Below are 24,810 nucleotides of genomic sequence, written 5' to 3'. Positions count from 1 at the left end.
AAGTAACGCTTCTTGTTCAGGAAGCGTTACTTTTCTTCTTTTATATGAACCTTAATCACAATTTCCGCAATCTTGTTTGTTACATCAAGCCGAACGCACTCTTGATGAAATTGACGAACCTGATCAGAATCAATAAAGCGGGGTGTCGATATGAAACATTTTATATCCTCCTGATCGTATACCTTCATTACCCAGGCTGCCAGCTCGTTCCCGAATTCCAAAAGAGCGGACTGAGACAAATCGCCCCACTCTTCATCGTCTTCCCATCCCTTATCTTTCAAAACATGCTGTGCTAACTTGATCGCTTCCCTCTTGCTAACACCAATCAACACCAACCCTTTTATTGCCCCTTGAACACCAATACCGATCACAACTTCTTTATTAATGGCTAACGTCTTCTCAAGCTTTTTGTGCGTTCGTTCTATCTCCATTTTAAAATACTCGTTTGATACATATTGAGCGGCCTCTAAAATCGGCTCTAAGTATCGTTCTTTCATACTCTAACGACCCCCCTTTATTTAGGCGTACCGTTCCATCTATTCAAGTATTGATATAAACACAATCGTTTCTAATGTCAATTTAATTCCCTTTTTTTCTACGCGCTTCATATGTAAGATAAAACAACAGCGGGATGACTAATCCAGCCCACGTCACCCACTCCCGATTCTCTTTTTCGTATATGACTTGTTCCGAGATCGCAAGGGGCAACACCTGAATAAACTCACCGTCATTATAAACAAGCGCTTCTCCGATCACGTCACCTTCACCCAAATCTTTGCCTTTCGGATAACGAAGTTCGATTTCCGTATGGATGGACGCCTTTTCCTCTTTCCTGAGCGTCAAAACGAGGTCTTCGGTAGAGTGTAATTCGACCGTTTTCCCATAAACCTCTTCCTTCCCCAATACATCCCCTTTTTGAATCACTTTTTTTTCCTTTAAAAGCGAGAAACCGTATTGAGCCATTGTGTTTACATCTTGATACTCCTGATCTCTGCTTGTTTTTAGTACGACCGTAACGATTTGGTTATGCCCTTTTTGAAAAATCTCAAGTAACGTATTTTGTGCCATAGATGTATATCCCGTCTTCCCAGCAAGAGCGTCAGGCTGATCCATCACCTTGTGAATAGCGTAAATGGGGATGGTTTGCTTACTTGTGTGGACTGTATATTCAGTCGTGCCCATGGCTTGGATGACAGAGGGGTAGTTCAATGCTTCTTTCCCTAATAAAGCCAAATCATAAGCCGTGGTGTAATGATCCTCATGGTGAAGCCCATTCGGGGTAACGAAATGACTATTCGTCATTCCGATTTCCTGAGCTTTTTGATTCATGAGATCCGAAAATGATTCTTCACTTCCCGCAATATGCTCAGCAATTACCGTCGCAACATCATTGGCACTTTTAATTAATAAGGCATGCATGGCATCTCTTTTTGTCAACACTTCCCCTGGCTCAAGAACAAGGCAACTGCATTCTTGTATACTCGCATACTCACTAACAACAAGATCTTCATCCGCCTTCACGTATTCATCAAGCAGAATGGCGGTTAAAACTTTCGTAACAGAAGCTGGATAACTCTTTTCGTGAGCCTTCTTGTCATAGAGCACATCTCCAGATTTCACTTCTAACGCTACCCCTCGAACCCCATAGATCCCTGGGAGAGAATAGGCGTAAGAAGGCACTAGCATCAAGACAAGAATGGTTAAGATGCTTATAGCCACTCTTCTCATAATTAACCTCCACCTTTATGTTCTATATCCCCCTTATTTCCATAACACCCTCTTTTTCCTGCTTAAATCTTGAAGAACCTCCACTTCTTTGATAGGAGAAGAGAAGGAAGGTGATCGATAATGGGAAATGTAGTGAATTTAAGAGAACGTTTAAAACAAAAATCTCTCCACGAATCAATCTTTCCATTTATAGAAAATATTAATGGGACCTACCACCTTATTGAGGAAGAAGACGAACTCGTCGTGGTCATTCGGAGTCTTTCTATTGTTTTCGTATTTATGAGCTTTTCCGATCTGGGTACCCTTACTTCAAAGTCCCCTATCACAAAATGCTTGGAGAAAAATTCAAGCTTCCCACGTTATTCGAAAGGGGAATGGGTCGTGGATACGCTATTTCAACTGGAAGAGAGGTTTGCTGACTATCTGTTGGAACAAGCAGAAAACGAAAGGAACAAAATCCCGTTTTTAATTCAGGAGATTTCCAAACAAAAATAGGACCCAAATTCGGGTCCTATTATGGCTTATGATTTAATTCAAAGCCCAGGCTTTCCATCTTTGCCACAACTTCTTCTACTGATTTTCTGCCCATTTGCGGAATGTGATACAAATCTTCAACGGTGTATTCCAATATTTTTCGGACCGTTTGAATCTTAGCTTTCTTCAAACAGTTATAGGATCGCTGTGATAGTTCCAAATCTTCGATAGGTGCATCGAGCACAAGATTCTCTTCTTCTTGCTTTTCTTTAAACACCTTCGTTTTCTCAACCATATCCTTAATATCATTAAACATAGTAAAGTGTTCGATATTAATTTTTGCCGCTAATTGCACAGCATCTTTTGCTGTGATTGATCCATCCGTTGTAATATGCATAATTAACCGTTCGTGATCCACGGAATGCCCCATTCGCACCTCTTCTGTTTCGTACCCGACCTGAATAACTGGAGAATAAAGAGCATCAATTTCGATAATATCAGGTCGATTCTGAAATAACGTCTGGTGATCTGCATATACAGTCCCTCTGCCTTTGTTGACATATGCTTCAAACGAAACCTCTTGGTCTCCTGTCAAACTAATCAACGGTTGATCGGGGTTTGTTACTTCTATGCCGCTTGGCACTTCCAAATCCCTGGCATAATAGTGACCCGCTTTTTTCTTGTTAAAACGCACGGTTTGCATGTCATCATGAACATTCTTAAATCGCACCTCTTTCAGGCGCAGCACTAATCCCAATGCATCAGTAGAGGCTCCTTTAATGACATCTAACGTATGCGATACCCCATCAATTTTAACCCCAATTACAGAGCTTCCAAGAATGGATGAATACAGGATTCTTCTTAAGGAGTTTCCAATTGTCACACCAAACCCTTTAGCGACAGGTTCAATCTCCACCCGAACAGGGCAAAAGGGCTTCTCTTCTTCATTACAATATACAGACGGTTTCTCGAAATCCAAATTCATAATACTTCCCCCTTGATTGTTTCCTTCTTTACTGTTTAAAAAAAAAGAAAAACCTCCTCGTTTTACATACGAGGAGATTTTTCTATTTCATATTTTGGGAGTGATAAATACCAGTTCCCGCTGGTATAACCTTACCAGCTATAAGCGACTCTTTTAATCCAATTAGATAATCCTTTTTCCCTTCAATAGCAGCCACTGTTAACGCTTTTGATGTTTCTTGGAAAGATGCAGCTGACAAGAATGATTCAGAAGACATCGATGCTTCGCTTATACCTTGTATCTTTGGCAAAAAGGCGATTGGTTCTTGTTTATTCTTTTCTAATTCCTGATTCATACGCATAACGTTTCGGAGGCTCATCAGTTTTCCGATCGCAACTTTCGCATCTCCTGGATTTGTAACGATAACCCGTTTACACATTTGGCGAACGATGCATTCGATATGCTTGTCCCCTATGTCTACCCCTTGGCTCTTATAGACCAGTTGTATCTCCCTGATCAGATACTCCTGGACCGCATCCATCCCTTTTAACTTCAATAATTCGTGAGGATTGACTGGTGCCAATGTTAAAGCCTGGCCAATTTCCACCCGCTCTCCGTCAGACACAATGACTTTTTTGCCAAAAGGAATTCGAAACACCTTAGCCTCTTCGCCATTGTCGGGATAAATCAGCACTTCTTTTAATCGTCCTTTTTCTTTGATCTCTGCAACCCCGCTTACATCGGATAATATCGCTTTTTTAGACTTTTGTGGATTGCTGTCTTCCAATTTTCGCGCCTCAAAAATCTCTTCAACACGAGGCAACCCCTGGGTAATGTCGTCTCCTGCCACCCCGCCAGAATGGAATGTTCTCATTGTAAGCTGTGTACCAGGTTCTCCGATGGATTGAGCCGCGACAATTCCCACTGCCTCACCAATCTCAACGACATCTCGAGTGGCGTAATTCATCCCGTAACACGAAGCGCAAACCCCCTGTTCAGCTTCACAGGAAAGCACATTTCGAATCGGGATCTCTTCATGATGAGAAGCCAGTTCACGCGCCAAATCACTTGTAATGAGTGTTCCTTTTTCCGCTATAACGGTCCCGTTTGATTCGTGCATCGTTTTAGCCAGATGGCGTCCCGTGATCCGCTCTTCAAGCGTCATCACGTCACCAATTTTAGTGATCAATTTATAAAGCTCTGTACCACAGTCTTCTTCGGTCACTACAACATCCTGCGCAACATCGACCATCCGCCTTGTCAGATACCCTGAATCTGCTACTCGGAGCGACGTATCCGCCAGCCCTTTACGAGCCCCGTGAGTACTGATGAAGAACTCGAACACCGTTAAGCCTTCTGTGAAATTTGCTTTGATCGGTTTTTCAATCGTCTTTCCGTCAGGGTTTGCCATTAGCCCACGCATTCCAGCTAACTGGCGGTACTGCCCAGCATTTCCCCTTGCTCCCGAATCAAGCATCATACAAATCGGATTAAACGGATCTTCATAGAGCGACTTAACGGACTCTTCGGCCACTTTTTCGCTTGTCTTCGTCCACAGGCTGATAACCGCTTCATATCGTTCTTCATCAGTGATTTGCCCTATTCCATAATAGTATTCTACCGCTTTTATTTTTTCTTCCGTTTGATCAATCATAAGAGGTTTTGAGTCTGGTATTTTGATATCAAACAAAGAGATGGTCAACCCGCCAATTGTGGCGTATTTAAACCCTATATCTTTCATACCATCTAACATCACGATGGTTTCGTCGTGGGTGGCATAATCAAATACATGTCCTATAATTTTTTTCAGCAGGCCTTTCTTTAAAGGTTTAGCTGAAAAGGCGGTCACATACCCTTGTGCTTCTCCGATGGAATCAAACACACGATCAGGCTCTGTTCCGACATTCTCCCCGTTAATATAAGGAATATGTAACGGCATAATGCCATTTAATAAGATTTTCCCTACGGTCGTAACGATATAGTTCCCCTTTTTGAATTTAGGGTCATCGCTAATAAATAAGATGATTTTAGAATGAAGTTCAATTTCTTTCTCTTCGTACGCACGAATCGCTTTGAACTGGGAACCGTAAACCATCCCTTCCCCTCGGCCCCCATCTTTTTCGACTGACAAGTACGCACACCCGAGAACCATATCTTGAGAAGGTGTTACGGCGCTCTCGCCGTTTTGAGGATGCAACAGGTTCTCTGGCGCCAAAAGCAACACGCGGGCTTCTACTTGAGCCTCAATGGACATCGGAACATGGACAGCCATTTGATCGCCATCAAAGTCCGCATTGTATCCGTCGCACACGAGGGGATGAAGTGTAATGGCTTCCCCTTCAATGATCACCACTTCAAAAGCCCTTATAGAAAGTTTATGTAAGGTTGGAGCGCGGTTCAAAAGGACTGGATGATGTTTGACCACATCTTCTAATACATCCCATATTACATCTTCTTTTCTCCTGATCATCCGAGTGGCTTGTTCTGGTTTTTCAACATGTTCTCTACGGATAAGTTCATGAATGACAAAAGGCTTAAATAATTCAATGGCCATTTGCCTCGGCAAACCACACTGATTTAAGCGAAGAGTAGGACCAACCGTAATAACAGATCGTCCCGAAAAATCAACACGCTTCCCTAACAAGTTTTGGCGGAAAAGCCCCTGTTTCCCCTCGAGCGTTTCGGAAAGGGATTTCAATACACGATTTCCAGGTCCCTTGTAGGAATGTTGACCACGTCGGTGATTCGCAATAAGGGAGTCTACCCCTTCTTGAAGAAGCCGCTTCTCATTTTTAATGATGACATCTGGTGCACCGCCGTCAATGAGCTTTTTGAGACGTATGTTTCGATTAATGATCCTTCTGTAAAAATCATTGAGATCGCTCGTCGCAAACCGACCTCCATCAAGCAGAACCATCGGTCGCATATCGGGAGGGATGACAGGAAGATAATCCATAATCATCCATTCGGGTTTGTTTCCTGAATGAAGAAAACTATCCACAACTTTAAGTCTCTTAATCAGCTTTCTTCTTTTTAAAGTTTTGGTTTGATCGATTTCTTCTTTTAAAGATTGTTGGAGCTTTTCTAAATCCAACTCTTCCAGCAATTCTTTAATGACTTCCGCCCCGATTCCGACCTTAAATTGGCCGTGATGCTCTTTCAACGCCTCTGTATATTCACGCCCGTTCAAAAGTTGCAATCGTTCAAGAGGGGTGTCGCCAGGGTCTACAACCATATATGTTTTACAATAAATAACGCTGTCCAATTCCTTGGGCTGAATATCAAGGAGGGAAGCTATATAATTATTAGTTGTTTTAGGGAAATACCAAAAATGTGCGACAGGGGCAGCCAAATCAATATGCCCCATACGCTCACGTCGTACCATAGAACTTTGAATTTCTACCCCGCAATTTTCGCACACAATACCTTTGTGATTCTTCTTATCATATTTCCCGCAATACTGAGCGCACATATAGTCCTTTGAAGGGCCAAATATCCTTTCACAAAACAACCCATCTTTTTCTGGCCGATGTGTTTTATAGTTGATCGTTTCAGGTTTTGTAACTTCTCCATAAGACCATTTCAAAACAGTCTCAGGAGAAGCTATCCTTATATGAACATGATCCAACTCATTTAAAGAACTCATATGATCCCCCCTATCTATCCTTCCTTTTATGTTTGGAATACAACACTGAATTCCCTTCCTTATCGACAGCATCGAAATCCATACCTAACCCGCGTATATATTGACCGAGAGCTTTAAAGGATTCCGTTGCGCTTGGTTCTGGGAACTCCATGCCCTTAACAATAGATTTGTACATTCGTGCCCGTCCCATCAGATCATCGGACTTCAATGTAAGCAATTCACGAAGGGTATAAGCGGCTCCGTGTGCTTTCAAGGCCCACACTTCCATTTCCCCAAAGCGTTGCCCACCCATTTGCGCTTTTCCACCTAACGGTTGTTTCGTGACCAGGCTGTAAGGCCCCGTGCTTCTGGCATGAAGCTTATCCTTTACCTGATGATGAAGCTTCAAAACATACATAACGCCAACAGTCACTGGGTTTTCAAATGGTTCCCCTGTTCTTCCGTCATACAGGGTTACTTTTCCGCTTTCAGGAATTCCTGCTACCTTTAACTGATCTTGAATTTCTCCAATAGAAGGGCCATCAAATACAGGAACCTGGAACTTTAAGCCTTGCTTTTTAGCAGCAAACCCGAGATGGGTCTCCATGATTTGGCCAATATTCATTCGAGAAGGAACGCCAAGTGGATTCAGCACCAGATCAACAGGGGTTCCATCTGCCATATGAGGCATATCCTCCTCTTTAAGAATACGGGAGATAACCCCCTTATTCCCATGGCGCCCCGCAATTTTATCCCCTTCTCGTATCTTTCTGATTTCCGCTACGAAAACCGTTATTTGTTCGTTAACACCACTAGGTAAATCAGAGTCATCTTTGGTGTTTCGAACAACATCAAAAACGATCCCCTCTTTGTCATGCCCCATACGCAGCGAGTTGTCTTTCACATCGTTCGAACTTTCCTTGAACACCGCTTCTAACAATTTTTCCTCAGCTGACGCTTCGCGGCGAGACTTTGGTGTAACCTTCCCAACCAATACATCGTTTTCGTGAACCTTCGAACCCACTCGTATAATGCCTTCTTCGTCAAGATTTTTTAAATGCTTCTCATTTGTATAAGGAACATCTCTTGTAATCTCTTCTGGACCGTTTTTAGTATCCCGTACATCAATAGGGTATTCCTTTATTGATATCGACGTGTAAACATCTTTTTTAACAAGACGTTCATTAATGAGCACCGCGTCCTCGTAGTTGTACCCTTCCCAAGGCATAAAGGCTACAAGCATATTCTTCCCAATAGCCAACTCCCCGTCATTGGTTGAAGAGCTATCCGCCAAGACGTCTCCTTTTTTTACCTTTTGGCCAGGAACAACCAATACCCTGTGATTAAAACACGTGTCGTTATTTGTTCGAACGAATTTTCTTATTTTATATGTAACCTTTCCTTTATTCTTATATTGAACAACCAGCGCATGGTCGTTCACCGTTTCCACAACCCCGTCTTCTTCCGCCTCGTAACTTGATAATGTATCAAGAGCTATGCGCGATTCTACACCCGTACCGATAAGCGGTTCTTCAGGATTTAAAACAGGGAGAGCCTGACGTTGCATGTTCGCACCCATTACGGTTCGGTTAGCATCATCGTTTTCTAAAAACGGAATGAGCGCCGCACCAACACCTACTAATTGACGCGGAGATACATCAACATAATCCACCTGTTCAGGAGGAACCAACAAATAGTCTCCGCAGGATCGAACTGTAACAGGATTTTGAAGAAAAACCCCATTTTCATCAACAGAGGAAGCCTGCGCAATGTAGTATTTATCCTCATCATCTGCGGTGAAATAAACGATTTCATCCGTTGCGACCCCTTTTTCTTGATTGACCTGTCTGTATGGCGTTTCAATGATGCCGTACTCGTTTACTTTCGCATAGGAAGCAAGAGCCCCGATCAGCCCAACTCCAAATCCTTCTGGTGTTTCAATCGGACAAATCTTTCCGTAGTGAGAATAATGAACATCCCGAACATCGATGCTAGCCCGTTCTTTCGTTAATCCTCTGGGGCCAAGAGCAGAGGTTCTTCTTTTATTAGATAATTCAGCTAATGGATTGGCTTGATCCACAAATTGGGACAACTGGCTGCTTCCCAGAAACTCTCTCATGGCTGCTACAAGCGGACGCGTGTGGATAAGTTTTTGAGGGGTAATGGCTTCTTTGGAGGAATCAATGGAGTTTTGACTTGTGTTCATTCGTTCGCGTATGATTTTTTCAATACGTTTAATGCCAACCTGAAATTGAGCTTCGAGCAACTCCCCGACTAAACGAAGCCTTCGGTTAGAGAGGTGGTCAATGTTGTCAACTTCCCCGATACCGTTATCCATCTGGATCAAGTAATTTAATATGGCTACAATATCATCCAGTATCAGGTGCCGTTCTTCAGGAGAACCGTTTCCGATGATTTTTACTTTTTCCCCTTTTTTGTCAGTAACATAAAGGTCCGCCCCTTTAAGGGCTTCTAAGTGTTCTTTTTTGATGATTGTGCCAGCTTTCAGGTTACCAACGTCTTCGGCTAATTCTTTACGAAGGACCCTTGATTTTATATCCAATTTCTTATTCAAATTAAATCGACCCGCAAGCCCCATGTCATACCGTTTCTGATCAAAAAACATTGTGTCAATATAAGACTTTGCGCGTTCATAAACAGGAGGGTCGTTTGGTTTCACCCCTTTATAAAATTGAATCAGGGCATCTTCCTCATCAACCGCATTTTCTTTTTCGAGGGTATTTTGTATAAATTCATTGTGATTAAAAAGCTCCAAAATGTCGTCATTCGAACCAAAACCAAGCGCTTTTAACAGGAGGGTAACGGGCACTTTTTTTCCCTTATCCACACTCACGTTCACAACCCGCTTCGCATCAACATCGAATGTAGCCCATAAACCGCGGTCTGGCATTAGTTTTGCTTTATAATTGTAAAGAGCCTTTGCATTCATCTCTTTGCTGAAATAGACACCAGGTGATCGCGTTAACTGAGGCACAACAACATACTCAACGCCGTTGAATATAAACGACCCCACATCCGTCATATGCGGTTGTTCACCGAGAAATACCTCTGATTCTGTTACATGATCTACATCTTTATGGACCAACCGAAAAGTAGCTTTTAGAGGTGCGCTGTAAGTGCGTTTTTTTCTCTTAGCCTCTTCAACACTAATCGAAGGCTCTCCAAAGTGACTGGAGACATACTGAAGTTCATACGTTCCGTAATGATCCTCAACAGGGAAGAAATTTTTCATGACATCATGAACTCTCTTAGATTTGAACTCCTCGAAGGAAGCCAGTTGATTTTCAATTAAATTTGGCATTTCAATTGCATCTTTTACCTTACCAAAGTTAACACGTTTCATGCCCTCACCTCTTTTAGATATTGCAAATAGACGAAAACAAAAGCTTAAAGGCCTCCCTTTAAGCTTTATTGGTCTGCTGCATCGTTTTTCGTTCTTATTCCATCCAGGATTCATTATTGCCAGGCACCTATTTGCGAACCCTTTCTCACTCTATAACGTAAATATAACAAAAGGACTCTCAATCCTTCTTTTCTATCCTCTTTTTTTGTTGTATCCGTCAAGGTACAACGAAACAAGCGGCCTTCTTTTAACATATTGGTGTATAAGATCCCCTATTTCGCTGTATAGCGTATTTTTCAATGCATTCATATCTTCCGCATCACGCGATAATCGTTCGATCATTTTGCCTGCTTCTTTTTGCAATGAAGCATGATCATAATCGGCAACAATTCCAAAAAGACGAAGGTTCACCCATACTTTCATGTTTTTGTTCTGATAATCGAACTTTGCATTGATTACAGCCATACCATGAAGAGCCATTCGATGCCGATCTCTCATAATGGACTTTTTGACATCTCCCATGCCTGAATCATCCACCATAACATTTCCAGCTTTCACTTTAGCCTTACAAGAGGCCCCTTCTTCTGTGATTTCAATAACACTGCCATTCTCACATATAAAGATGTTCTCATCCTTAATCCCGACCTGCTTGGCTAATTCTTTATGCTGGATAAGCATTTTATATTCACCGTGAACGGGGATAAAGTACTTCGGACGCATGATACTAAGCATGAGTTGTTGTTCTTTCTCATGTCCGTGTCCTGATGTATGGATGTGCGACCCCTGTATAACGCCGACACCCTTCTTCAATAAACCATTGACCAAAGTTCCTACTTGTTTTTCATTCCCAACTATGACCGAAGAGGAGAAAACGACAGTATCTCCTTCTGTTAATTCAACGAATCTGTGTTTGCCGTTTGCCATCTTAGCCAAACCAGCTAAAGACTCCCCTTGAGCCCCTGTTGTAATCACCATCAATTCCTTACCATCGTAACGATCCATCTCTTTTTGAGGAATCAGAATATCCTGAAAGTCTTCAAAATATCCAAGTTTGCTTGCTATTTTAATGTTTTCTTCCATGCTTTTACCAAACACAACCACTTTTTTTCCGAGTTTCTTAGCTACATGAAACAAAGAAGGGATCCGATGCAAACTTGAAGCGAACGTGGCTACGATAACGCGCCCCTCACACGCCCCTATTTCTCGTTCCAGGTTTCTTCTTACTTCATCTTCAGAAATCGACATTCCCTTTTTGATCGTATTGGTACTATCGGACAACAAAGCTACAACACCATTCCCTGCTATCTCTCCCAATCGTTTGAAATCTATGTATTGTCCATTAGTAGGTGTTAAATCAAATTTAAAATCCCCTGTATGAACCACTAAGCCGAGGGGTGTTTCAATTACAACGCCAACAGAATCAGGTATACTGTGATGCGTCCTGAAAAAACTAATGGTACATTGATCCTCTTCTAGTCGATCATCTTCTTTGATTACGTGAATTCGTTCTTTATGACGCTTTAGTTTTTTTTCAATCAGTTTAGCTGTGAGATTCGTTGCAAAAACAGGCGCATCGATCTCATCAAGTAAATACGGAAGCCCTCCAATATGGTCTTCATGAGCGTGAGTAATAACGATTTTTCTGATCTTTTCCTTGTTTCTCCTTACATAATCGAAATCTGGAATAACAACATTAACCCCGTACATATCTTCATCAGGAAAGGCAATCCCTGCGTCGATAATGAACCACTCGTCATCATATTGGACGATCGTCATGTTTTTTCCGATTTCCTCTAGTCCACCTAGTGGCACTATGTTTATTCTGTTTGACATGTTATGTTTTGGCACCTTTGCACGTGCCTTCCCCCTTCCTAACTAACCGCAAATCTTATATGATTCTATTTAGTTTTTTTTAAATGAATCCTTTTCCGTATCGCGAGATGGGGCTCCCCTTATTCGGTTCTAGATAAAACCGAGGAAGCCAGTTGTATTCATTCTGAGCTGTTTCATAAGTCTTTCAGCGTATTTATGACATTAATATTGGTTTCAACCAATTCTTTTTCATTTGGGCAATGCTCTAATAGAGCGCTTAATATACGAATGGCTTCGTCATGACGACCTTGCTTTAATAGTGTTTTTGATAAATAGTAGTATGCAACAGCATAAGTAGGTTGAATGGAGATCGTTTGTTGAAACAGATCATGAGCTTCATTGTAATGGTGTTGATTGAGATGAATGCACCCCTTTTCAAATAAGGAATCATAATGATCGGAATCCATACCCAATATATGATCAAAGCATGCGAGGGCTTGATTTTGGGTCGCGGGTTCCAAAGCTTTGATTTTCCCCAAGTAAAACAAACTATTAAGATGGTTTGGGTTGTTCTCCCGATTCGTTTCGAAAACAGAAGCTGCCTCTTCATACCTCTTCAATTGGTAGAGGGCCATCCCGTAAATGTGTGTGTAATCAGCATGAACAGGCTCACGCTGATAAGCGCTCTTGAGATAAGGGAGCGATTCTTTTGCTTGATTGTTCATAAAATAAGTAACCCCTATATAAAACCTGTATTCGTTATTATCAGGATGAAACCGAAGCGCCTCAGTGAAATAAAATCTCGCTTTTTCAAAATTATTGCTTGCTGTTACCGATTGGATGCCGCTTAAATAAAATTGCCTTCCGCGGCGCTTGTAATAGTCCTCAGAATGCAGATGAATAATGTCTCCCATATGCCCCCCTCCTTAATGAGACAGGAACATAGCAAAGCTTTTGGGATTTGTAAAGAAAACACAAAAAAAACTCGGAATTAACCGAGTTTAACAAGATCAATAGGCCGAATATCTGGTTTGCCTATTTCTATAAAATATTGCTTGATAATGTAATATGCCCCTTGTGAAGTTAATGGTTTTCTGTGTTGATTTAAAAATATGTAATCTGTAATCCCCTCTTGTTCGATATGCTTCACCATATCTCTTTTCGTACATTCGCTTAATGGGTAAGCTTTATTATCCAAGTATATGATCCCTTGTTTCGGCTCGAAATGATCCAATCGAATCCGAATCATGTCATTAAGTCGAATGCGTTCATACGTAAGCATCGAAAACATAACTCGGTCGCGAGAATTTCTGAGCCTTTGACGAATCTCATCCAATTCCTGTTCGCTGACAGTCACTTCTCTTTTAGTTGTTTTGGGTTGCTTAATGTTGTCCATGGGATTGTGTATCATAACGCCTTCGTTTCTCAAATGTTTGAAAAACGAACGTATTGAGCTGCTAGTCTTAGCGACAGAATGCGAGGAATACCCTTTTGATTTACACAGATCAAGGAATCGCTGGACATGAACTTCTTTGACTTCGGCCAATAATATGCCCTCTTCTCTTAGAAAACTCAATAATTTATCGGCTTCTTTGGTGTAAAATCTGATCGTCGCACCGTTTTTTTGCTCACGTTTCAACCATTCTGCAAACGTTTGGATCATGTCATTCTCTCCTTATTTGTAAACTGATACTGATACAGATGATATAAAGCACCATGGGAATATAAACAAATTGGAATGTGTTCCATATTAGCGATAACAACAAAATGACCCCTTGACCCGCAATAAAGACTGCCCATACACCAATCGGTCTGTCCCTTCGCACAAACATAGAAAATACGGTCATATTTAAAATGACAAATAAAGCATCCGCAATCATACCAGATGTAACAAGAGGCAAGGTCGCATAGACACCAATAGGCGTGAGGGCGTATATCAAATACGATTCCGCGAGAGATACGCTTCCCTCATGTTTGAAAAGACCCTTCCATCTGTGATAAAAATACATTCCGAAGAACAACAGGAAAACCCAAGTCGTTTCAAACCAAACCGTTCCTTTCGCGATCTCCATAAACAAAACAGCAAAAAGGGTCACCTTATATCCAAAAGCATATCGTTCATTATCCTCCTGCGTTCCTTTCAAATAAACCCATCCATGTAAGACGGACAACAAGAATACCGCATACAAGGAGTGTGAAGCAGCGAAGAAATAAACCAACACGATAACGAAATAAGGAATCAGGAACAGAGAATGTCTCATACCCTCCCCCTCCTGTCTTTTAAAAACTCCAGACTTCGATCGTAGAGATCAGGAAGTTTAACAGGGTGATGTTCAAGCATCCATGGCAACGCTTGAAGAACGGGGTGCTCCAATATACATTCATAACCAGAGAAATGGATAAATCCTTCTCCTAATATTGTTGGCGATTCTTTCTGAGCCCCTCTTCCCCGTTTTGAGTCATTAATGTAAACCATTTTGATATGGTCGAAACCTACAACGTCATCCAATTCCTTAATGAAAGCCGCTGTTTCCTTCTCATCAAAAAATGAATGTCCATATGCATAAGCCCTCCCTAAATCAAGCGCCCCTTTTACCCTTGGGTTCCATGAAACAAGCCTACTCCATTCTTCCAAATCCGCTGCCAATTCGGTTCCCGCTCCAGCCGCATTTCTAATCAGGACATTCCCCTCAAAATCACTTTTCCCAAGCGCCTCTTCAATATGCATCCTTATGTTTTGGATCGCTTCATCCCGCTCCAGCGTTTTAGAATGACCAGCATTTAGGACGTAATAATCACAACCGAGACGCTGGCAGAACGCCAACTCTTCGATTAAACATTCAACCTGCGACCACTGCTCCCCTTGCTTATTCTTCCGCTCTTTCTGCGCTAAATTGTGGGAAAGAGGGGCGTGAACAATAGCGGGATAAATGGAGTTTGTAAGGGATTTAAACATGTTGACGTTTTTGTCTGACAGCTCATGAAGCGGATAAGGATTTCCTTCGCCGTCGATCCCCCGTTTACTTCGTGCATAAACTTGAAACGCATTCCCCCTTGAAACGCGGATTCTGGTTTCTAATTTTTTTAAGTTTCCTGAGTAAGGCAACTGAAAACCAATTCTCATCCTTCCCCCTCCTCTGCTTAAATGTTTGAGGATACTACACGAATTTGGAACACGTGTCAAAAAAGCGCCCCACAAGATTCAGAGAAGAGGGATGACAGCATAAAAAAAGAAGGGAAGTCCCTTCTCACTCTTTTTCCTCTACTTCTTCCCACTCAACAACCTGATTTTTTCCTCTCTCTTTAGCCAGATAGAGGGCCCTGTCAGCCTTCTTGGATAAAACATTCCAGTCAGTTCCGTCCTTACCGAAATGAGCCATGCCAATGGACAAGCCGATTCTGTCATAACCAGTCGGAACCAAGTTAACGTTTTTCCGAATCCTTTCCGCTGCCACCGCAGGGTCTTTGGAGTTATATAAAATAACACCAAATTCTTCCCCGCCCAGGCGCCCCACAATATCAACTTTTCCTGGTTTACGAACAGAATTCGAGATCGTTTCTGCGACAATTTTTAATACCTGATCCCCCACGTGATGACCGTGCCGATCGTTAAACAGCTTAAAATCATCGACATCAAGGATTAAAAGAGTAAACGCATCACCCCGCATAGCTTTTTCTGCATATAATTGAAACTGTTCGATAAAATGTCTTCTTAACGGGACGCCTGTTAGAAAATCATAATTTGCCAAATACTTGTTTTTTTGGGCAAGCTTAACATGACTGAGACGTTTATGAGCTTGCTGAGCATAGGTAGCCAGGATTTCAAGATCAATGTCTGTGAAAGGAGCGATCATCAGCTGCCCATCCTTGAATACGCTGGCCCGTTTTCCGTAAACCCTGAGCACTCCCCATACATCTCGGTTTCGCTCTTTATCGTCATCATATATCCCAACTTGTAAGCGTTCATTTCCAAATGGGCTTTCGTTCAAATCCTGTTGCGTAAGCGTACGAGGAGCTGTATATCTCTCTTCTTTTCCTACTTGCTTAAAGACTTCAAATCCATCTCCTTTTGGCAAATACAAAACTGCCAAATCAGCTTGAAAGAAATCCCTGGCCGAATGAACGATTTGCTCAATAATAATCTCTTTATCATCCGCTTCGTTTAACTCTCTGATTTTATTAAACATATCTGCCACGATGTTCAACTCTTCATTTAAGCCTGTCACCTGTTTTTTGGATTCCTGAATGGCATTCTTAGCCTGAAATAATTCCGTTTCCAAATGTTCTATGTAGTAAAACTTAGCGTGAAGGGTGAACAAAACGACTTCCAACCCAGCATAAGCCATAAAAGCATGAAATAGGGTGAGGTTGTATTGGAATGCTATATAAGCAGTAACGAGAAATCCATAAAGAATAAGATCGAACTTGTTAGCCATAGATGCAATAATGACACCGAACGGAATTAACAATAGGAAATAAAGCAAAATAACTGGATTCATTTGCATGAAAATGAAAATAAGGATCGTTTCCAAAAAGGCAGCAAACTTATTTCGTTTGAATACTGAAAACAAACATCCGTAAAGGACAAAGCTTGAGTAAAGCATGAGGTGTTCCTTTTCATAATTGAACGAAACGGCCTCTATATGCTCTTTAATCACCACCGCAATTATGAGAAAACGGTATATAGATGTGAAGTAGTTCAGCGCTTTCCCCATCTTATCCCCCCCTCAATCTGGTATACCTTGATATTCCGTTTATTGAAAGATTTCATATTGTTTTTTTATCAGCATAAATTGTAATGGGGGTGCAGTTTATGCTGATTGCGTTATATCAAGGTTCGTTAATATCCATTCACTCTCATAAAGCGGAAACGTTGAAAAAACTCTCCAAAGAGAGATGTCTCCTATGCCCAGATTGCAAAGGGGAACTACTTTACCGCCACGGCCATACGATTCAAAGTCATTTCAGTCACGTCAGAAAGGAGTGCAGTTCTCCTTTTAGCGAACCAGAAAGCATTGAACATGACACTGGCAAACAACACTTATACGAATGGCTTTCAGAAACAAACAATCTGACGCGTGTCGAACTGGAATATCACATCTCAAAGACCAACCAAAGGGCAGATATATTTCTACCCTCTCAAAAACATGCCGTGGAATTTCAATGTTCACCTATACAAGGGGATACATGGAAAAAAAGGCGCGCATTGTACCATGAAGCTGATGTTGAGAGCTTTTGGGTTTTAGGGTACTCCATGCATACTTACGCCAACCCGAAACATCAACGGGCGCACAAATTAAACAACTTAGAAAGGGCTGTCTTAGAGGTCGAGGGGAAAATCATTTATTACGACACGCTGACAAAACAATTTGTCGTTCTGATCGTAGAAGAAAGTTTGAAGCGGTTTGTGATAGGAACAGAATATTTTTTTTCTCCCAAAGAATGCACTTTTAAAAACGGTTCCTTTTCTTCGAAATATGACTTTTTTATTGCTATGCAAAACAGGCGCAGGGATTATACCTTACAAAAAACCACACAAGCCAAAGAAACGACGAAGTTCATTAATGAGACAAGAGGAAACAAACCAAAAGAAAAAGTGTTGGCAACACCAAAGCAGATCAATTACCTGAAAGGGCTGCTTGTAAAAAACGGCAAACAAATCCCTTATAAACTGGGAGGACTCACCAAAAAAGAAGCCACCATTATCATTCGTTCGCTAGAAAACGAAACAAAAAAAACTAAGATATAAATGTATATCTTAGTTTTTATTGTTTTTGTAACAGTTGCTTCGTTGACGTAACACTTCCTAACACACCAATTAACAGAGACAAGCCAGCCAGTAAGTATACTAAAGTTTCTGTCACAGTTCCTAGTTCTATTAATTGAATATAAGGGATGAAATCTCCTAATAGCTTAACTGCGTATTCATAAGCGAAAACAAAGAAGTAATACGACAACACACTCGCAACCCCTGTAATGATGAGCGCCTCCAATACAAACGGAAAACGGACGGTAAACATTCCTGAACCAGTCAATTTCTTAATTGAAATTTCACCCTTCCGCTGCGTAATGTTCATTTTAATAACGCTGCCCACAATATATAAAGCCAGCAGGGTGAATGCAGCCGTAAAATAGTATCCGATTTGGCTTAACACTTTCGTTCCAGTTAACATTTTCTCTACATACCCTTCGCCGTATTGGACCGTTTCAGCAACGCCAAGACCCTCCACGTAATTCGCAAACACAGCCACCTCTTCAGGATTATGAAGTCGTATGATAAATCGGGCTGGAAATGGATTGGTATCAAGTACATCAAGCACGCTTGCGTCTTCTCCCATTTGATCCCTAACCTTATTGTAAGCCTCGTCTTTACTTACGTACGTTACACTTTTCACTTTCGAATTAGCCTCTAACTCCTTTTGGATTTTCGCATGTTCCCCGTCAGAAATATCTGTCAGTAAATCAACCCGAATCTCCACTTTTTCTCCAAGCTCTTTAGAAAAATGACTGGCATTCTCTCCAGCGACATAGGAAGACAGAAAAAATATCATGCATACAGAAGAAATCATAATGGCCGAAACATTCCACCCTAAGTTCCGAAAGAAACCTATGAACGCTTCTTTTACCCACAATCGCATTAACCAAATGAGTGTCATTGAGTTCCCTCCTGCCCCGATCCCATTACGCTCTTTTGCAATAAGGAAGTTATATCGATTTTTTTGTTTTTGACATCCTCCACAATATAATCCGAAACCTTTCCGTCACTTACCCAGAGGATTCGTTTTCTTTCCTCGTTCAGTATGTTCACATTGTGTGTTGTCATTAAAATCGTAGCCCCTTCTTGATTTAACTCATTTAAATAATGCATCACAATTTTTTCGTTCTCAGCATCCAAATTCCCCGTCGGTTCGTCACATAAGATGATCTCTGGTTTATTCACGATAGCCCGAGCTATGGCTACTCTTTGTTTCTCACCGCCTGATAATTCACTCGGATATTGTTTTGCTTTATCCAATATCCCGAGACGATCCAAAGCTTCTTCGGTTTGTTTCCGAATGCGGAAAGGGCTCATCCCAAGAGATTCCAACACATAAGCGACATTTTCGTAGGCTGTTTTATTCTTCAAAAGCGTTGCTTCAAAGTCCTGAAACACCACTCCTAACATGCGTCTTAACTTTTTTGTTCTGATTTTTCTAATGTTTCGGTTATACACAATGATATTTCCGCTGTTTGGCTTTTCTTCTTTATAAAGCATTTTCAAAAGTGTGCTTTTCCCTGCTCCTGATGGACCCGCAAGCAGAACGAATTCTCCTTTCGATACCGAAAAACTAGCGCTTTTTATAGGTATTTTGCGATTGTAGATTTTTTGAACAGCTTGATATTCGATCATTTTATTCACCTCGCCCTTTTATTAACGTTATCGCCGCTAAACCCTTGTTTCGATTGACAAGAATCAGCACAAATTATGAGGAATCTTTGTTTTCGGAAAAAGACTGCATAGGCATTCAAGATCTTACATTCTTTTTTTATAAGGGCAGACGAAAAACGCTTATACTTAAGGTGGAGAATAGATCTGGTGGAATAATAACGGAAGAGGTGGGACACTATGAGTTTCTCTGAGCACCCTAGCATTAGGAAAATAACCTCTCAATTGAATTGGGGTGAGGTTAAGCATCATATGAATGAACATCTTCAAGATATATGCACAGCGGAAGATCATAACAAAAAAGCCTTATACTTGAGTAATTTGTTGGGGTTCCCTTTAATCGGAAACGGCAAATTCCGATTTGTCATTGAGGTAGACGGGGCTGCTGCGAAACTCCCGTTATATAGTGCGGGTTACAGAGACAACATTGAAGAAAGAGATTTTTGGGGAGGCCTTCCTGGATCATTAAAACCCCATTTCGCTCCAATTCTCGGGTTTGATAATGGGATTCTTTTGTTCAAAAAAGCCGCTCATGTAAGCGAGCGAGATTTCCACCAGGTTTACAAACAGAAAAGGATAACACTCATAAAGAAAATACAAGAAGTGACGGGCTTTATAATGGAGGATTTGGAAAGTCATGTGCAATGGGGGGAGCTTAAAGGAAAACTTGTCATCCTTGATTTCTCCGAATGGACAGTCTAACAAAGACGCGGTTCTGTTAATCCAAAAAACCAAAAAACAACCCTTAACAGTAAGTAGTTCGGTTCAGAGGTAGAAAAATGAAAATAGCAAGGCTTTTAACATGCGAATTCACACTTGAATTCGCATGTTTCTTTCTATTGATATAACAAGGATTACTGTGGTTTGGTGATTAAAATAACAAAGGTTTTAGCATAGGAATTAGCAACTGGACAACAGCTATTGTCCACAAGTTAAAATGATGCTAAAACCATGGTCAAAACCGAAGTTATTTAGTATAGTTAATTGTAAGATTTTGTAGGATCGAAAGGCTTAATGATTAACTACATATGCAGACTTTGTGAAACATTGTACTTAAACTAACGGGGCAGGTTTGTTTAACAAGCGGTAGTTTATAGGGAGGGATTTGTGTGAGTAAATGGTGGGGACTGTGGTGGATTTGCATACCTATTTTTACCGTGTCCTATATTTATTCGATGGTTATATCAAGTAAAATCGCTTATTTACCGCAATCAGAATGCAAACCAAAGTTTATTTTTACACCTCAAGATGTTCAGTATTGTAGTGATATTTATGCGATTGATGTATTTTTAATTGCCTTAAAGACTAACCCAATTATTTATATCTCAATATTGACTGGAATTTATATGATGGGATTTTTGGTTTTTGTTTTAGTCAATAAAATACGGAGAAGGAAATTATCGAACTAACGGGTGCTTTAGTTGAAGAGCAAGTCAATAAAACATTAAAAACGCAGAGGGACATGAACCTCTGCGTTTTCTTGTGCGATTTTGCTGTCCAAAGTTATGCGATTTACCTTGTTATTTCGCTTGTGAATTGGTGTTTTCTACTTCACAACTGAACTACTTACCTTAACAGGTTGCTTTTTTCATATAGTTAACCGACATCGACAAGCGCTTGTTTCATCTCGCTTATCGCCTCTTGGAAAGAACCGTAGTGTGCCTGAATCGCAAAATGCATGGCAGGGTCCTTATCTTTTATAGATAAATCTGATAATTGTTTATCTTGGATCTTCGCTTCAGCCATCTGCTGGAACAAGTAAGTGATGACTTGTTCTTTCGTGATTTGATTAGCTTGAACAATGTATTGAACGTCTTTTTCATCCTCAATGTAAGAAAGCTTCATCATCATGCTTAAAAGGTCATCATTGATTTTTTGAGGCTTTTCATTAGAAGGTGCAGGCTTTTGTTCGCGACCACCTGAAGAAATGAGGTCTGGGTCTATGGTTGGCATTCCGAACAGTGCATCGTATCTTTCGATGGCTGTTTTATAGTCGCCAAACTCTCTCATCATTCGTTTATACAAATCTGGCTCTTCTTGAGAGAAGGAACGAACGGTAGTTCCTGATAAAAAAGAGGCGTGCATTTCATATAACACACGATCTGGATTCCATTTTTCCACAATATCCAAAACATCCTGAAGGGATTTAAACGCTTTTAAAACCCTTTTCTTAAATTCTTCAGGTTGTACATTTTTCTTCCTCAAAGCTTCTTCCCCGTGTTTTTCATAGCGCTGTTTCAGTATCATATAGATCATAAACTTTTCGCGTTCTCTTCGTTTTTTCTTTGTAATCTGATTATTCCGAAGCACTTTACTCCAACTCGAATAATATGTTGTGGCTTCTTTATAAAAATCACTGTACGCCTCAGCAACATGATCCTCATCTAAGTTCCCATCGTAAACAAAGATTTCTTTAAGTTTTTCGTTGATTGCTGCTTTCTTCGTCATTACGCTTCTCTCCTTCTTTTTCAATAAGGTCACTATGAGTACTAGTGACATTGAAAATTAAGCCAATCCCAACCATTAATACGACAAGTGAGGTTCCGCCATAACTTATAAAGGGCAACGGCATTCCCGTAACAGGCATAATTCCACCGACAACGAACAAATTGATCATAAATTGATAAAAAACCAAAAAAACAATTCCAGACACTAATGTCAATTCAAATATATTTTTCCCTTTAGAAGCAATAATTAACCCTGCTAATAAGAAAAGAATAAATAATATGATCACTACTAGCGTTCCAAACAAAAAACCCATTTCTTCGCCAATAATAGCGATGATAAAATCGGTGTGGTTTTCAGGTATATAACCAAATTTTTGCCTACTCATACCAAGCCCGAGACCGAACCACTCTCCAGATCCTAGTGCGTACCAGCTTTGAATAATCTGATACCCAGAGCCTAGCTCATCTTTAAAGGGATCAGTAAAACTCATTATTCGCCTTACTCGAAAAGGTTCTATAATGATTCCTATTATACCAAAAAGAATTCCGCTTGTCGCCATAATAAGTAAAAACCTTTTTTTAACACCGCCAATAAACAACATTGTTATGGAAATTAATCCAATTAACATCGCTGCGCTTAAATGTTTTTGCATTAAGACAATCAAAAGATAAAAACCTATGTAACCCAAAATAGGTATGATCCCTTGTTTTGGATCCCTGAATTGATTGAGAGTTCCTTTTTTTCTAGCTTCATCAATTAAATGGGCGAGCGTGAAGACAACGGTAATTTTCGCAATTTCAGAGGGCTGAAACGAAATCCCGAACAAGTTTACCCACCGAGAAGCGTCGTTTACGGTCATTTGAAAGGCTGGAATGTAGGTTAAAAATAACAAAACGATGGTGATTCCGTTTAGCACCCACACGATTTTTCGAGCTATCGAATACTTAATTTTGGCGATCATAATCATGACAAAAAAACCAACAAGGGCAAACAGCACATGTTTAGAAAGAAACGCATTTAAGGTTCCTGTTGTTCTTAATGAGAGCGCTGAACTCGCGCTATAATTCATCGAGATTCCGTATCCAATTAATCCGAGTATAATAAAAAGCATCGGGATATCAAACTTGAGCTTTTGCATTCTGCTCCCCTCCTACTAATCAGCGTCACACCTGATTACAACAAAAAAGCCCCTTTCGGAGCTCTTTCGTTAAGATATAGCTTCTTCCACATTGTGAAGAATGGTTTTGAGTTCTTCTTTCAGTTGAGCAGATGTTACATTTAATTGATTAACATCTGTTTGCTTTTCATTATAAAACCGCTTAGCCTCTGCAATAAGCTCATCCGCTGCATTCTTCGCATTTAATATAATCTGTTTGGCTTCTTTTTCAGCTTCTTGGATCGTCTCTTCTTTCGATTGTTCAGCTAGAATAACCATCTTTTCATATGATCGTTTTAACGTTTCCACTTGCTTTAATTCCGCCACCAGTTCTGCCTGTTTTTCGCTTTGTTCAGGAGGAGCCATTTGAGGAACTACCTCCTGAGTTGTTCTCCCCTTCAGAGATTCCAGTTCATTTTCAAGCATTTCCACTTCTCTGCTCACAATTCTCAAGAAATTTTTCACATCTTCAGGGTCGTATCCTACCTTCCCGTATCCCATGACATTCGCTTTGACTTTCACAAAGGACTCTTTGTTCATAATTTTCTTGCTAAGCTTTTGCATCATTAATCCCTCTCCCCCTGAATGTAATCTTACTTCCCGATCCCACGACTTCTTAGAAACATAGGAATATCAATCAAATCATCATTTAGGGTTTCGAGTTCTTTGGCCCTTGGCTCCGATACCTCTTTTGATGGTTTGGTTTCTCGTTTTAAAATCGTCTCTGATTGAGGGTCATTCAGTTGGCTGATAACGTCTTCATCAAACCCTGTTGCAATGATCGTTACCTGAACACGACCTTCCCATTCTTCATCTTCCATAACTGCTGTTCCAACGATCATGTTAGCAGTTGGGGATACTGTACTTTTGACAAGAGAACTTGCCGCATCGAGATCTTCGTATGTAAAATCAGGACCTCCTGTCACATTCAAGATGACACCATTAGCCCCGTCTATCCCATAACCAAGCATTGGGTTATGCATAGCTTCTAACGTCGCTTTCTCAGCGCGATCACTACCACCTTGAGCGGTTCCGATTCCCATTAGGGCCGAACCCTTAGACGATTGCATGATGGTTTTAACATCAGCAAAGTCTAAATTCACATAACCGTGTTGCATAATGACTTCAACAATACCGACCACAGCATTAAACAAAACGTTATCCACTTCCTGGAACGCTTGTCTAAATAATGGTTGCTTGTCCTGTTGTTTTAAATATTCACTCAACCGATTGTTCGGAATCGTAATCAATGTATCTACTTGATCAAGCAACTCTTTACGACCTTTTTTAGCTAATTCTGCTCGGTGATCCCCTTCCCAGCCAAACGGCATGGTGACGACACCAACTGTCAGAATTCCCATCTCTCTTGCCAATTGCGCGATAACAGGAGCGGCACCCGTACCTGAACCTCCACCCATACCAGCTGCAATGAAGACCATATCTGTTTCGTCACCAATGGCTTTTCTGATCAAATCTTCACTTTCTTCAGCTGCCTTGCGTCCTTTTTCAGGATTAGCACCCGCTCCAAGTCCGCCAGTAACCTTTTCGCCTAGTTGAAGACGATTTTCCGCTTTAACTCGAGAGAGACCCAAAGCTTGATGATCTGTATTCATAGCCAAAAATTCTACATTGTTCACTGAGCGTTCAATCATAGTATTGATGGCATTATTACCACCACCACCGACACCAATCACTTTAATCCGTGCGTTTTGAATTCCATTTTCCATTTCTTTGACCCCCTAAGTGTCTTTGTCTACCTATGTATTTACAAAAAAACCATCATATCCTAGTTGCTCTTTTTATTTTTCTCAAC

At 40.9% G+C, this 24,810-nt stretch carries 21 protein-coding genes; 4 read left to right on the top strand and 17 right to left on the bottom strand.

The window, feature by feature from the left end; all coding sequences use genetic code 11:
• Positions 1 to 26: 26 nt before the first annotated feature.
• Together IMZ31_RS21295 and IMZ31_RS21290 are read right to left on the bottom strand one after the other, a co-directional pair.
• Positions 27 to 497, bottom strand: a complete 471-nt coding sequence (locus tag IMZ31_RS21295) for a hypothetical protein (RefSeq protein ID WP_207531548.1) — start codon at positions 495 to 497, stop codon at positions 27 to 29.
• Between the two features lie 82 nt (positions 498 to 579).
• Positions 580 to 1,728 (bottom strand): D-alanyl-D-alanine carboxypeptidase family protein, encoded by a 1,149-nt coding sequence (locus IMZ31_RS21290; protein ID WP_207531547.1) that lies wholly within the window; start codon positions 1,726 to 1,728, stop codon positions 580 to 582.
• A 120-nt stretch (positions 1,729 to 1,848) separates the two neighbouring features.
• Here IMZ31_RS21290 and IMZ31_RS21285 point away from each other — a divergent pair, with 120 nt between their 5' ends.
• Positions 1,849 to 2,223, top strand: a complete 375-nt coding sequence (locus tag IMZ31_RS21285) for a hypothetical protein (RefSeq protein WP_207531546.1) — start codon at positions 1,849 to 1,851, stop codon at positions 2,221 to 2,223.
• A gap of 19 nt (positions 2,224 to 2,242) precedes the next feature.
• Here the strand turns inward: IMZ31_RS21285 and IMZ31_RS21280 are convergent, their stop codons facing one another.
• The 9 genes from IMZ31_RS21280 to IMZ31_RS21240 all read right to left on the bottom strand — a co-directional run bounded on the left by IMZ31_RS21280 (position 2,243) and on the right by IMZ31_RS21240 (position 16,682).
• Positions 2,243 to 3,187 (bottom strand): DNA-directed RNA polymerase subunit alpha, encoded by a 945-nt coding sequence (locus IMZ31_RS21280; protein WP_207531545.1) that lies wholly within the window; start codon positions 3,185 to 3,187, stop codon positions 2,243 to 2,245.
• A gap of 82 nt (positions 3,188 to 3,269) precedes the next feature.
• Positions 3,270 to 6,812 (bottom strand): DNA-directed RNA polymerase subunit beta', encoded by a 3,543-nt coding sequence (gene rpoC, locus IMZ31_RS21275; protein WP_207531544.1) that lies wholly within the window; start codon positions 6,810 to 6,812, stop codon positions 3,270 to 3,272.
• A 10-nt stretch (positions 6,813 to 6,822) separates the two neighbouring features.
• A complete protein-coding gene (locus IMZ31_RS21270; protein ID WP_207531543.1) occupies positions 6,823 to 10,155 on the bottom strand; it encodes a DNA-directed RNA polymerase subunit beta in 3,333 nt (1,110 codons plus the stop codon).
• 192 nt (positions 10,156 to 10,347) lie between these two features.
• Entirely contained in the window at positions 10,348 to 11,988 is a 1,641-nt protein-coding gene (locus IMZ31_RS21265; RefSeq protein ID WP_207531542.1) for a ribonuclease J, read from the bottom strand.
• A 173-nt stretch (positions 11,989 to 12,161) separates the two neighbouring features.
• Positions 12,162 to 12,881, bottom strand: coding sequence for a tetratricopeptide repeat protein (locus tag IMZ31_RS21260; protein ID WP_207531541.1), 720 nt, complete (start codon positions 12,879 to 12,881; stop codon positions 12,162 to 12,164).
• 77 nt (positions 12,882 to 12,958) lie between these two features.
• On the bottom strand, positions 12,959 to 13,630 hold the full coding sequence (locus IMZ31_RS21255) for a tyrosine-type recombinase/integrase (RefSeq protein ID WP_207531540.1): 672 nt from the start codon (positions 13,628 to 13,630) through the stop codon (positions 12,959 to 12,961).
• A gap of 1 nt (position 13,631) precedes the next feature.
• Complete coding sequence (locus tag IMZ31_RS21250) at positions 13,632 to 14,228, bottom strand: hypothetical protein (protein ID WP_207531539.1); 597 nt, start codon at positions 14,226 to 14,228, stop codon at positions 13,632 to 13,634.
• Positions 14,225 to 15,091, bottom strand: a complete 867-nt coding sequence (locus IMZ31_RS21245) for a TIM barrel protein (protein ID WP_207531538.1) — start codon at positions 15,089 to 15,091, stop codon at positions 14,225 to 14,227. The genes IMZ31_RS21250 and IMZ31_RS21245 overlap by 4 nt, the downstream gene beginning before the upstream one ends.
• A 124-nt stretch (positions 15,092 to 15,215) precedes the next feature.
• Positions 15,216 to 16,682 (bottom strand): sensor domain-containing diguanylate cyclase, encoded by a 1,467-nt coding sequence (locus IMZ31_RS21240; protein WP_207531537.1) that lies wholly within the window; start codon positions 16,680 to 16,682, stop codon positions 15,216 to 15,218.
• Positions 16,683 to 16,780: 98 nt separating this feature from the next.
• On the opposite strand from IMZ31_RS21240, the gene IMZ31_RS21235 reads away from it, so the two are divergent.
• The gene (locus tag IMZ31_RS21235) at positions 16,781 to 17,716 is read left to right on the top strand and encodes a competence protein CoiA (protein ID WP_207531536.1); all 936 of its coding nucleotides are present in this window, start codon (positions 16,781 to 16,783) and stop codon (positions 17,714 to 17,716) included.
• A gap of 16 nt (positions 17,717 to 17,732) precedes the next feature.
• Here the strand turns inward: IMZ31_RS21235 and IMZ31_RS21230 are convergent, their stop codons facing one another.
• Positions 17,733 to 18,623, bottom strand: a complete 891-nt coding sequence (locus IMZ31_RS21230; protein ID WP_207531535.1) for a permease-like cell division protein FtsX — start codon at positions 18,621 to 18,623, stop codon at positions 17,733 to 17,735.
• Positions 18,620 to 19,357: a cell division ATP-binding protein FtsE gene (locus IMZ31_RS21225; RefSeq protein ID WP_207531534.1), complete on the bottom strand. Its 738-nt coding sequence runs from the start codon at positions 19,355 to 19,357 to the stop codon at positions 18,620 to 18,622. Before IMZ31_RS21225 ends, IMZ31_RS21230 begins: the two co-directional genes overlap by 4 nt.
• 216 nt (positions 19,358 to 19,573) lie before the next feature.
• Between IMZ31_RS21225 and IMZ31_RS21220 the strand changes: the two genes are divergently transcribed.
• Positions 19,574 to 20,095: a hypothetical protein gene (locus IMZ31_RS21220; RefSeq protein ID WP_207531533.1), complete on the top strand. Its 522-nt coding sequence runs from the start codon at positions 19,574 to 19,576 to the stop codon at positions 20,093 to 20,095.
• A 407-nt stretch (positions 20,096 to 20,502) separates the two neighbouring features.
• Positions 20,503 to 20,802 carry a DUF4306 domain-containing protein gene (locus IMZ31_RS21215; RefSeq protein WP_207531532.1) on the top strand — a complete coding sequence of 100 codons (300 nt, stop codon included), beginning with the start codon at positions 20,503 to 20,505 and terminating at the stop codon, positions 20,800 to 20,802.
• Between the two features lie 187 nt (positions 20,803 to 20,989).
• Here IMZ31_RS21215 and IMZ31_RS21210 read toward each other — a convergent pair whose 3' ends face one another.
• The 4 genes from IMZ31_RS21210 to ftsZ form a co-directional block, all read right to left on the bottom strand.
• On the bottom strand, positions 20,990 to 21,841 hold the full coding sequence (locus tag IMZ31_RS21210; RefSeq protein ID WP_207531531.1) for a hypothetical protein: 852 nt from the start codon (positions 21,839 to 21,841) through the stop codon (positions 20,990 to 20,992).
• Positions 21,807 to 22,979, bottom strand: coding sequence for an FtsW/RodA/SpoVE family cell cycle protein (locus IMZ31_RS21205; RefSeq protein ID WP_207531530.1), 1,173 nt, complete (start codon positions 22,977 to 22,979; stop codon positions 21,807 to 21,809). The genes IMZ31_RS21210 and IMZ31_RS21205 overlap by 35 nt, the downstream gene beginning before the upstream one ends.
• Positions 22,980 to 23,048: 69 nt before the next feature.
• Positions 23,049 to 23,564: a DivIVA domain-containing protein gene (locus IMZ31_RS21200; RefSeq protein WP_207531529.1), complete on the bottom strand. Its 516-nt coding sequence runs from the start codon at positions 23,562 to 23,564 to the stop codon at positions 23,049 to 23,051.
• 26 nt (positions 23,565 to 23,590) lie between these two features.
• Positions 23,591 to 24,724 carry a cell division protein FtsZ gene (ftsZ, locus tag IMZ31_RS21195; RefSeq protein ID WP_207531528.1) on the bottom strand — a complete coding sequence of 378 codons (1,134 nt, stop codon included), beginning with the start codon at positions 24,722 to 24,724 and terminating at the stop codon, positions 23,591 to 23,593.
• Between the last annotated feature and the right edge of the window lie 86 nt (positions 24,725 to 24,810).

The sequence above is a fragment of the Pontibacillus sp. ALD_SL1 genome (genome assembly GCF_017355605.1).
This window is presented reverse-complemented; position numbering and strand designations above follow the sequence as displayed.